Genomic DNA, 12,148 nt, shown 5'->3' on the forward strand with positions numbered 1-12,148 from the left:
GGATCAGTGGGAAATTTTTAATCTAAAGAACGCATTCGTCGCGGACGATAGCGGATAACGGGCACGCCACGTATCGATGCCACCACTGGAAGAAACGATTTCATGGGTGACACCGACTGCGCTCCAAGACGTCAAGCTGGTCGATACTTCCACTTCGTAAGTAACGTCAGTGATCGCGGTCGGGCGGGTGTAGAGATAAACCCAGTCTGACGAAGTGGTGCTGACCTCTGGCAGGTCTTCGGCGACATTGGTCCTGGCCGAAAATCCGAGCGCATACTTGAGCAGATTGGACAAACCGTCCTGACCATAGACCGCATTCGGCCCGCTGACGTTGGCATCTGCGAGTTCGGACGACGTAAAATTAGTCGCGCGCCACGATTCGAATCCGCCGCTCACAACGAACGATCGGGTAAGGCTGACGGAAGCGTAATTGGTATTCCCCGCTTGGGTCGCGGTGACACTGACCGCACCCGATCCAGTGAGCGTGAGTTCATTGCCTGAAACTGTGGCCGAACCGGTGGCGCTGAAAGTCACCGCGAGTTCCGAACTTGCTGTCGCCGTCAACGTGATCGGCGTGGTCGAGTATGGACGATCCGCCAAGGGCGCGAAGGTGATGGTTTGTGACGCTTTGGCGATGACCAGGGTATCGCTGGCGGATCCGGAATAGTTGGGATCGATAATCGTCGCGACGACCGCGTAGCTCCCCGCATTGGTCGGAGCGGTAGTCGAGCCAGCATAGGTGATTGAAACCGTGAGGCCTGTCGGCATGGTCGTGGCGGTAACGCTCTTCGCCGTGCCATCGTAGGTTGCGCTGAGATTTCCTAACGAGACGGTCGCTGCGGGCGCGCTGACCACGAAACTGCGTTCAACCGGAGGCGCAGGATTATAGGTCGCGTTGCCCGACTGTTCTGCGCGAACAGTGACGGTGCCGGCACCGGTTAGGGAGAGTTGATTACCCGACACGGTAGCCGGGCCAGAGACCACACTGAATGCCACGCTCAGGCCCGAACTCGCGGTCGCACTCAACGTGATTGGAGTGGAGCTGAAGGCCTGATTTGCCGGGCCGCTAAATGTGATGGTTTGATAACCAGAAAAATCTTCGCCCACCACCAAGACTTCGCCGCCGGAGTCAACGGCCAGCGTGGTGATGGCACCACCGCCGGGAACGGGCGATTGCGTCACAGTCGCGCTGCCTGCTGTGGGATAGTTGAGTTGAACCAGATCGTCACCGCCGACAGCCCATCCGGTCGAAGTGCTGACCACCGCATTGAGATTTTCGGAGACCAGGCCGGAGTTGACATCGGCGTTGAACGTTTGTCCACCGTCCACCGACACCAAGAGCGTGCCCGCATCACCCACGGCGAGGAGCCGGCCAGCGCCGTTACTCGAAACATCATTGAGCGGCGCAGCCCCAACAACCGAAACCGCCGACCAAGTTTTGCCATCGGTGGAGTTGAGGATACGCGCATCGAAAAATCCGTCAGAGCCCACTGCAGTCCAACGCGTGGTGCCGGTATCGTAGGCCACGGCGTGAAGCGTCCCGCTAAGACCGGGAACGGAGCCATAATTCCATGTCGCGCCACCGTTGTCCGACCAAAGCGTGACCAAGTTACCGTTGGCTTTGCCCACCGTGACCCAGAAGCTGCCATCCTTACTCGCGACATCGCGAAGTTCACCCACAAACGCCGGCGCTGCAGAGACACTCAGATCGCTCCAGCTCTGGCCGCTGTCGCCGGAGCGCGCGATGAAACCGGCGTCACCGATCGCCACCACGGTGTTCGAAAATGATTCGAGGTTGCGAAGCGCCGAAGAAGAGGCGTTGCGCACCGTGCTGAAACTGCTGCCACCATTCGTCGAGCGTTTTACCTCTCCGGCGGTGGAGATACCCACCAAGATGGAACCGGTGCGAGTAAGCGCGACGAGGTCAGACTGGACAACCGCCCCCCTCGCCAAACTTAAAGCGGCGAAACACGAGGCGGCAGCGAAAAGATAGCGGCCGAACGATATCATGAGAAGACGAGGTAGAGGGTGATGTATTGGGAGTTGCGGCGGAAAATGGTGAGGGAGTTGGCGGTGACGGAGGGAGCATCGACGGTGAGGTCGATGACCTTCGTGGCCAGCAACGAAGGCCGGATATTGGCGGCGGTGGTGATGTTGATGCCGGAGTAGCCGGGGGTGCGCAGGATGGAAGCGGTGGTGGAGGTAACGCTGACTTGCCCGAAGGTGGCGGTGAGGCTGGCGAGGTAGACGTCGTGTTTGGCGTGGACGACGATGTTACCGGAGTTCGAAGTGAAGGCCGCGTTGGCGGCCATCGTGATTGAGCCTTGGTCGCTGACGACGGAGAGCAGTCCGCTGGTCGTGGTGAGGCTGCCTAGGTTCATATTGCCGGAAGCCGTGAGGCGCAGTTCGCCTTGGGTGAAGAGCGTGCCCGAGGTGACGATGCCGCCTTGGGTGCTGGTCAAGGTGATGCCGCCCGAGGCGTTCAGAGAGCCGGTGGTGAGCGTGCCGGCGGTGGTGAGCGTGATAAAGTTGGCGTTGGTGACCGTGCCCAGGCTGAGGGTGCCACTCGTGTTGAAGACCAGGTTGCCGGAGCCGGCGTTCAAGTCCCCGGTCGTGATCGTGCCCGCTGCGTTCAGGTTCAAACCGGCCAGACCAGTGAGGTTGCCGGTGGTCAGGTTGCCGGCTGCGTTCAACGTGATGCTGCCCGAGGCGGTGGCGGAACCGAGGTTCACACTGCCCTGCGTGCTGGTGACTGTCAGGTTGCCGGAACCGGCATCCAAGTTGCCCGTGCTGAGGTTGCCCGTGGCAGTGAGGTTCACCCCGGCGAGGCCAGTCAGAGCACCCGTGGTCAGGCTGCCCGCGGCCTTGAGGGTGATGCTGCCGGAGGTGGAGGCGGAACCGAGGTTCACACTGCCCTGCGTGCTGGTGACCGTGAGGTTGCCGGAACCGGCATCCAAGTTGCCCGTGCCGATGGCCCCCGTGGCGTTGAGGCTCAGGCCGGCGAGGCCAGTCAGGGCACCCGTGGTCAGGCTGCCCGCGGCGTTGAGCGTGATGCTGCCGGAGGTGGAGGCGGAGCCGAGGTTCACACTGCCCTGCGTGCTGGTGAGGCTCAAGTTGCCTGAGCTAGTCGAGAGCGTGCCCAAGGAGAGGTTGCCAGCGGAGGTCAGGCTGATCGAGCCGGAGTTGGTCGAGAGGGTGCCGCTGACCGTGATCGTGCCCGCGGTGCTGGTCAGGTTCACCGGGCCGGAGCCGCCGGTCACGGTGCCGAGGGCGAGGCCGCCCGGGGCACTGATCGTGATGGCGCCCGGGGCACTGATGGTCGCCGGGGCGTTGATGACGCCGCCGGCCTGGAGTGTCACGCTGCCGGTCGCGGAGACTGCAGCATTCACGTTTAAGTTGCCGCCTACTTCCAATGAGACGCTGCCGGAGCTGGTGCTGAGGCCCGCACCGGTGACGGTGGTGGAGCCGGTGGTGTGCAGATTGATATCGCCGGAGTTGGTGGTGGCCGTGATGGCGGTAGCGTTAAAGTCGATATCGGCATTGCCCGCCCCACCGATACCGGTTTGGACGTTCAAGGTGATCATACCGTTGGCGGCATTCAGCAGCGTCCCTTCGTCACTGGTGCCATCGTAAAGGTGACCGCCAGAGTTGATCGTGATGTTACCGTTGTTCGAAGTGAGGGTTGTATTGAGCGTCAGGTCGCCGGAAGCTTGCACGACCAGCGTGCCACTGCCGCGATCGATGATCGCGCCGCCGTTGGAGTTTAAGGTGCCGCCATTGACGTTGATCACGACTTGGTCGCCGGCGCCGGAGTTTAAGTCCAGACCGGAACGACCGGCGGTGAGACTGTTTTGCTCGCGCAGGTTCAGGCTACCGCCGGCGCGGATATCGAGAACGTTGGTGCGGGTCAGGATCGGTGTGCCCGTGGTGCCAACGGCTCCGCCCGTCACCAAGCGCAGGGTGTTCCCTTGCAGTTCGGCGGAAGCGGAGGTGCTGGTGAGCGTGCCGCCGGCTTGGATATCGAGGCTGCCCGGGGTGCTGACCGCTGCGAGGCTCACGTTGCCACCGGCGCTCAGGGCCACGGCGGTGCCGCCGCGCACCGGCGAGGTGGCGTTCAAGGTCAGGGCTCCGGAGGTGACGAGCGTGGTGGTGCCGGTGGTTGCCGTGAGCGCCGAGCCGGTGGCGTTGAGCGTGGTGGCTTGGATCGTAAGATCGGTGCCGGCGGTCAAATTCGCGTTGGTAAGAGTGAGTGCGCCACTGATGCGGAAGGTGATGCTGCCGTTGGGAGCGCTGACCGGACCAGTGACGGCGAGTGCGCCGCTGGATTGCGTAAAGTTAAAGGAACCGGCGGTGCCGAGCGTGGCACCCGTGAGGGTCGTCGCGGATTGGGACTTGAGGTAAACGGAACCGATGCCGGTGTTGGTGAGGCCTAAGCTGCCGACGGAGACATCGAGGTCGCCACGGCCGGTTTGGCCGATGCCGGTGACAGCGGTGAGTGTGAGGGCGCCGGTGGTTACGAGGACGGGGGTTTCCGCGGAAGTGGTTTCAAGGATGCGCGCTCCGGCATTCAAGATGAGCGCCCCGCTGGTCGACGAGACGACCGCCCCAAGACTGATGTCGTGGCTGGAGGTCAACGCGATGCTGCCCGTGCCATGCGCTGTCAGCGCAGAGCTAATCGTGAGGTCGGCGCCGGTGGTGAGCGCGATGGCGCCGTTGCCGGCAGTGGTTTGCACGCCGGTGAGAGTCCCCTCGGTCACGGTGGTGGTGGTCGCGTCGGTGGTGACCTTCTGGATGGTGACGACCACCTCGCCGACGATAAGAGCGGTGGTTTCGGAGAGGTAAATACCACCGGAAGTGGCCCGGCCCGCGAGCGTTGCGATCGTCGTGTCGAGGGCGTTGGTGGCGCTCCCGATCCCGAGGCCGGCGAAGAGGCGCAGGCCGGCGGCAACGACGTCGATTGCATTGTCGGTGTCGAGGTCGGTGATGCTGCCCGCCGTCGCGGTGAGCGAGACGTTGGCGGCAGTGGTGATCACGCCACCGAGGACGATGTTCGTGGCGGAAGTGATACGCACCGCCCCACCCGCCGTGATGTCCGCGGCCAGCGAAGCGGTAATCAGGTTCGCTTCGAGATCGACCGTGCCGGTGCCACCGGTCGAGAGGTCGGCGTTAAGCGAGAGGGTGGCCGTGGCTGTAAGCGTCACGTGGCCACTGCCGGTGACGATATCGGCGTTGACCGTGAACGCACCCGTGGCGGCGAGGAGCACGTTGCCCGCGCCATGCGCACTAATGACCGAGGCGACGGTGAGATCGCCGCCCGCTACCAAGATGATCGAACCGTTGCCGGCCGTCGTGCGCACATCGGATTGTGCGAGGTCGGTCACGACCGAGGTCGTCGCATCGGTGGCGACCTTTTGGATCGTGACCGCGACGCTGCCGATTGTGAGGGCGTTAGTTTCGCTGAGGTAAATGCCACCGGAGGTCGCACGCGCGCTGAGCGTGGCGATCGTCGTGTCGAGGTGGTTTGTCGCGGTGCCTGCACCCACACCGGCGACCAAGCGCAGACCGGCGGCCACGACGTCGATTGCGCTGTCGGTGTCGAGGTCGGTGATGCTGCCCCCAGTCGCGATCAAGGAGACGTTGGCCGGGGTTGTGATGACGCCACCGAGGACGATGTTCGTCGCGGAGACCAAACGCACGTCGGCTCCGGCGGTGATGTCAGCCGTGAGCGAGGCGGTGATCAGATTCGCTTCGAGGTTAACGGTGCCGAGGTTTGAGAGGTCGGCGTTGAGTGTGAGCGTCGCCGTGGCGGTCGCGGTGATGTGGCCGGAGCCGGAGACGATGTCGGCGTTGACGCTAATCGAGCCCGTGGTGGCGAGGAGGATATTGCCGCTGCCGTGGGCGTTGATCGTCGTGGCGACGTTCAAGTCGCCACCGGTCGTGACCACGATGGCACCGTTGCCAGCCGTCGTGCGCAGGTCGGATTGCGCGGCGTCGGTGAGCGTGGAGGTGGTGGCGTCGGTCGCTACTTTTTGGATCGTAACCGTGACGTTGTTGATTTCGAGGGCGTTGGTTTCAGAGAGGAAGAGGCCACCGGAGGTGGCGCGCGCGGAGAGCGTGGCGATTGTCGTGTCGAGGTGGTTTGTCGCATCGCCTGCACTCAAGCCGGCGACGATCCGTAGGCCAGCGGCGATCACGTCGATTGCATTGTTGGTGTCGAGGTCGGTGATGTTGCCGGCGGTCGCAGTGAGCGAGACGTTCGCGGGCGTCGTGATTACACCACCGAGGATAATGTTGGTGGCGGAGACTAAACGCACGTCGCTTCCGGCGGTGATGTCCGCAGTGAGCGCGGCGGTGATCAGGTTCGCTTCAAAGTTAACCGTGCCGCTCGTCGTAATGTCGGCGTTGAGCGTGATCGTCGCCGTGGCCGTCGCGGTGATATGGCCGCTACCGGAGACCACGTCCGCGTTCACCGTAATGGAGCCCGTGGTGGAGAGGAGGATATTGCCGCTGCCGTGCGCGTTGATCGTCGTAGCGACGTTCAAGTCGCCGCCAGTGGTGAGGATGATCGCACCATTGCCCGCGGTCGTGCGCAGGTCGGACTGGGCCGCGTCGGTGACGGCGGCGGTCGTGGCGTCGGTCGCAACCTTTTGGATCGTGACCGCGACGTTGTCGATTACGAGGGCGTTGGTTTGGGAGAGGAAGAGGCCGCCGGAGGTGGCGCGGGCACTGAGGGTCGCGATCGTCGTGTCGAGGTGGTTCGTCGCGGTGCCTGCACCGACCCCGGCGACGATCCGCAGGCCCGCGGCGATGACGTCGACCGCATTGTCGGTGTCGAGGTCGGTGATCGAGCCCGCAGTCGCGATGAGGGAGACATTCGTGGGCGTCGTGATCACACCACCGAGGACGATGTTAGTGGCGGAGACCAGGCGCACGTCGCTACCGGCCGTGATGTCGGCGGTGAGCGAAGCCGTGATCAGGTTCGCTTCGAGGTTAACGGTGCCGCTCGTGGTGAGGTCCGCGTTGAGTGTGAGCGTTGCCGTGGCGGTGAGCGTCACGTGGCCGGAGCTTGAGAGGATGTCCGCGTTGACCGTGATCGCGCCCGTGGTCGCGAGAAGGACATTGCCCGTGCCGTGGGCACTGATGACCGAGGCAACCGTGAGGTCACCGCCCGCCGTGACGACGATCGAGCCGTTGCCCGTGGTCGTGCGCAGGTCGGACTGGGCGGCATCGGTCACGGCGGCGGTCGTCGCGTCGGCGGCAACCTTTTGGATCGTGACCTCGACGCTGCTAATTTCGAGGGCGTTGGTTTCGCTAACGTAAATGCCAACCGAGGTCGCACGCGCGCTGAGCGTCGAAATCGTGGTGTCGAGATGGTTCATGGCCGTGCCCGCACCCACACCGGCGACGAGGCGCAGACCGGCCGCGACCACGTCGACCGAGTTGTCGGTGTCGAGGTCGGTGATGCTGCCGGCGGTCGCGATCATGGAGACGTTCGCTGGTGTCGTGATCACACCACCGAGGACGATGTTCGTCGCGGAGACTAGGCGCACGTCGAGGCCGGCCGTGATGTCCGCGGTGAGCGAAGCGGTGATCAGGTTCGCTTCGAGGTTAACGGTGCCGAGGGTTGAGAGGTCGGCGTTGAACGCGAGCGTCGCCGTGGCCGTCGCGGTGACGTGGCCGGATCCGGAGACGATGTCGGCGTTGACGCTGATCGAGCCCGTCGTGGCGAGCAGCACGTTGCCCGTGCCGTGCGCGTCGATGGTCGAAGCGACGTTCAAGTCGCCACCGGTCGTGACCACGATGGCGCCGTTGCCGGCGGTCGTGCGCAGGTCGGATTGGGCCGCGTCGGTGACGGCGGCGGTCGTCGCGTCGGTGGCAACCTTTTGGATCGTAACGGCGACGCTGTTGATGGTGAGCGCGTTGGTTTCAGAGAGGAAGAGGCCACCGGAGGTGGCGCGCGCTGAGAGCGTGACGATGGTCGTCTCGATATGGTTCGTCGCCTCCCCTGCACCCACACCCGCGACGATACGCAGACCGGCGGCGACGACATCGACGGAGTTGTCGGTATCGAGGTCGGTGATGTTGCCGGCAGTGGCATTGAGCGAGACGTTCGCAGGGGTCGTGATGACACCGCCAAGGATAATGTTGGTCGCGGAGACCAGGCGCACGTCAGCTCCCGCGGTGATGTCGGCGATGAGCGAAGCGGTAATCAGATTCGCTTCGAGGTCGACCGTGCCGCTCGTTGTAATGTCGGCGTTGAGGGTCAAGGTCGCCGTGGCGGTCGCGGTGATATGGCCGCTGCCGGAGAGAAGGTCCGCGTTGACGGTGATCGATCCTGCCGTGGCAAGAACCACGTTGCCGCTGCCATGGGCACTAATGGCCGTCGTGTCAGCAGCGGCAGTGCCGTCGTTCAAGGTCAGGTCACCACCGGTCACGATAACGATCGCACCGTTGCCTGCGGTCGTGCGGATGTCGGACTGCGTTACGTCGGTTACGGCGGTGACACTCGCATCGACGTTCACTTTCTGGATCGTGACCGCGACGTCGTCGATTGTGAGCGCGTTGGTTTCGTCGAGGTAAATGCCACCCGAGGTCGCACGCGCGGTGAGGGTCGCAACCGTGGTGTCGAGGTGGTTCGTCGCCGTGCCTAGTCCAAGACCGGCCACGAGACGCAGGCCAGCGGCGACGACGTCCACTGCATTGTCCGTGTCGAGATCGGTGATCGATCCCGCAGTCGCGATGAGTGAGACGTTCGCGGGCGTCGTGATCACGCCACCGAGGACGATGTTGGTCGCGGAGACCAAGCGAACGTCGCTACCTGCGGTGATGTCGGCCGTGAGCGCGGCGGCAATCGTGTTGGCTTCCAAGTCCACAGTGCCGGTGGTCGTGAGGTCGGCGTTGAGGGTGAGCGTCGCCGTGGCGGTCACGGTCACGTGGCCGGAGCCAGAGAGGACGTCCGCGTTGACGGTAATCGAGCCGGTGGTGGCGAGGAGCACATTGCCGGTGCCATGCGCACTGAGGGCGGTCGTGTCAGCTGCGGCGGTGCCGTCGTTCAAGGTCAAGTCGCCGCCAGTCGTGAGGACGATCGAGCCGTTGCCGGCCGTCGTGCGCACATCGGATTGCGTGACATCGGTGACGGCGGTGACCGACGCATCGGTGTTTACTTTCTGGATGGTGACGGCGACATCGCCGATTGTAAGCGCGTTGGTTTCCGAGAGGAAGAGGCCGCCGGAGGTGGCGCGCGCACTGAGGGTCGCGAGGGTCGTATCGAGGTGGTTCGTCGCTTCGCCTGCACCGAGGCCGGCGACCAAGCGCAGACCGACGGCGACCACGTCGACCGTATTATTTGTATCGAGGTCGGTGATGCTGCCCGAAGTGGCGATGAGCGACACATTCGTGGGGGTTGCGATCACGCCACCGAGGATAATGTTCGTCGCGGAAACGAGGCGCACGTCGGCACCGGCAGTAATGTCGGCGGTGAGCGAAGCGGTAATCAGGTTCGCTTCGAGGTCGACCGTGCCGGTCGTGGTAATGTCGGCGTTCAACGTGAGCGTCGCCGTGGCTGTCGTAGTCACGTGGCCAGAGCCCGAGAGGATGTCAGCATTCACCGTAATCGCACCCGTGGTGGCAAGGAGCACGTTGCCGCTGCCGTGGGCGCTGACCGAAGTGATATCCGCAGCGGCGGTGCCGTCGTTGAGCGTCAAATCGCCGCTGGTCACGAGGACGATTGAGCCGTTGCCAGAAGTGGTGCGCACGTCGGACTGCGTGACGTCAGTCACCGGGGCGAAGGTCGCATCGACGTTCACTTTCTGGATCGTAACAGCGACGTCGCCGATCGTGAGCGCGTTGGTTTCGTCGAGGTAAATACCGCCGGAGGTGGCACGTGCGGAGAGAGTGGCCATGGTGGTTTCGAGGTGGTTCGTCGTCGTGCCGAGGCCGAGACCGGCGACCAGGCGCAGGCCGGAAGCCACCACGTCCACCCAGTTGTCCGTGTCGAGATCGGTGATCGAACCGGTGCCAGCGGTGAGTGAGACGTTCGCGGGCGTGGTGATGACACCACCGAGGATAATGGTCGTCGCCGAAGCAAAGCGCACGTGGCCACCGGCGGTCACATCCGCGGTGAGCGAGGCCGTGATCAGGTTCCCTTCCAAGTCGACGGTGCCGCCCGTCGTGAGGTCGGCGTTGAGCGTCAGGGTTGCCGAAGCGAGTGCGGTGAGGTGACCGGTCGTGGAAGCGAGGTCAGCGTTGACGGTCGCGTTGCCGGCCGCGGCGCGCAGATAAACGTTACCCGAACCGTGCGCGGTGATGGCCCCGCTGACAGTCAAGTCACCCGTGTCGACGAGGATCGAGATCGAGCCGTTGCCGGCCTGGGTCGTGGCGCCGAGGACGATGAGGGTGGCGGTTTCGTGCAGGAAGATACCGCCGGAAGTCGAGTTCGTCGCCGTGACACTTGTGATGGTCGTATCGATGTCGCTCGCGTTCGCGGCGCCGACGCCGGTGGCGGCCGTGAGCGTCGCCGTGCCGGTCGTGATAAGGAGCGCACTCTCGCTCGGGGTATCATCGATCAAGGCACCGGTCGTGGCGGTAAGCGTAAAGTCGCCGCTGGTGCTCACAATGCTCGCTTGGAAGGTGAGGCTATTTTGCGCGCGCAGGACGACCGACCCGGTCGTGGTCGTGATCGCCCGGGTGTCGGCGTTGACGCCGTCGGTCAAAGTAATCGAGCCAGTGCGGGCCGTGAGTTCGATGGGACCCGTCGTGGTGGTGAGGTCGGAGGTGGCGGCCACGTCACCGACCGTGGCAGTGGTGTTGCTCACCGAGACGCGGTTCACGTTGACGATCGCGACGGTGCCGATCGTGACATCGTCTTCCTCGCTCAAGCGGATGCCACCGGTGGTCGCGGCCGCGGCGAGCGTGGCGATGGTGATTTCAAGAACGTCGAGGGCGGAGCCGATGCCGACTCCGGCGAAGAGCCGCAGGTTCGCGGCGGTGATGTCGTTGAGCGTGGCACCCGCGTCGATGATCGATCCAGCGGTCGCACGGATGGTGACGCTGCCGGTGGCGGCGTTGAGGCCGGAGAGCGTGACGTCCTGCGCGGCGAGGAAGCGGATACTACCGCCGGCGGTCGTGACCGCGACGTTGTCGGCGAGCTTAATCGAACCGGCGGCGGCTTCCACGTCGAGCGTGCCCGTGCCGGTCGTGGCGAGCGAGGCGCCGGCGTTGAGGGTGACGGAACGCGCGGCAAGGAGAGTAATGGAACCGGTGCCGGAAACGATCGCCGCGGTGGAGATAAGATCGGAGTCGACGCCGGCGACACTCAGGCGGATATGGCCGGAGCCGGTCGTGCGGATTTGGCCGTTGATCGTCAGCGTGCCGGCGAGTGTGGTGAGGATGATCGGGGCTCCGCTCGCTTGATTGACGATACCACCAGAGGTGATGGTGAGAGCGTCGGTTTCTTCGAAGACGATGCCGCCGGAAGTAGTATTAAGAGCGGTGAGGCTACCCAGTGCCGTGTCGATATCGGCGACACCCGTGCCACCAATGCCGGTCGCCGCAGTGAGCGAAGCCGTGCCCGTGGTGACGAGGTTCGGCGTTTCGAGGAGCGTGTTGTCAGTGATCGCTCCCGCAGTGGCGGTGAGGGCAAAGTTGCCGCTGGTGCTCGTGAGGAGTGAGAGGGCAATCGAGGTCGCGGCGGTGTAAGTGATCGTGCCGGTGGCGGTGGTCGTCGTCGTTCCATCGGCCATCGTGATGCCGGCCACATCCGCAGTGACGGCGATCGTGCCGGTGCCGCCGGTTGCGATGTTCGCGTTCTGCGCGACGGTGTCGGCCGTGAGCGTGATGTTGCCAGTCGTGGAGCTCACGTTGGCCCCGAGCGTGAGCACGCCGGCTTCGGCGTTGACCCGGATCGCGCCCGAGCCGTGCGCGGTGATGACGGCGGTCACGTTGACCGCGCCGGTGAGGATATCCAAATCGATGCGGCCGTTGCCGGCGAGCGTGCGCACGCCGGTGCCGTTGATCGTCAGGGCGCTGGTTTCCTGGAGATAAATGTCACCGGAAGTAGTGTTCGTCGCTTGCAGCGTGTTGATCGTCGTGTCGAGATCCGCGGCCCCTGCCCCGCCCATCCCCGTCGCGGCGGTGAGCGTCGTCTGGC

General features: G+C 64.2%; 2 protein-coding genes. Both read right to left on the reverse strand.

Annotation, left to right across the window (positions count from 1 at the left end):
• Positions 1–3: 3 nt before the first annotated feature.
• Positions 4–2,010 (reverse strand): MBG domain-containing protein, encoded by a 2,007-nt coding sequence (locus ACRRQW_RS19490; RefSeq protein WP_438483296.1) that lies wholly within the window; start codon positions 2,008–2,010, stop codon positions 4–6.
• A complete protein-coding gene (locus ACRRQW_RS19495; protein WP_438483297.1) occupies positions 2,007–12,119 on the reverse strand; it encodes a beta strand repeat-containing protein in 10,113 nt (3,370 codons plus the stop codon). Before ACRRQW_RS19495 ends, ACRRQW_RS19490 begins: the two co-directional genes overlap by 4 nt.
• Positions 12,120–12,148 lie beyond the last annotated feature (29 nt).

It is taken from the genome of Oleiharenicola lentus (assembly GCF_051660365.1).
GTDB lineage: Bacteria > Verrucomicrobiota > Verrucomicrobiia > Opitutales > Opitutaceae > Lacunisphaera > Lacunisphaera lenta_A.

Bases quoted from the DNA above. Each gene is read 5' to 3' on its own strand.
- ACRRQW_RS19490 (WP_438483296.1), bottom strand. From the start codon at position 2,010: ATGATATCGTTCGGCCGCTATCTTTTCGCTGCCGCCTCGTGTTTCGCC.
- ACRRQW_RS19495 (WP_438483297.1), bottom strand. From the start codon at position 12,119: ATGGGCGGGGCAGGGGCCGCGGATCTCGACACGACGATCAACACGCTG.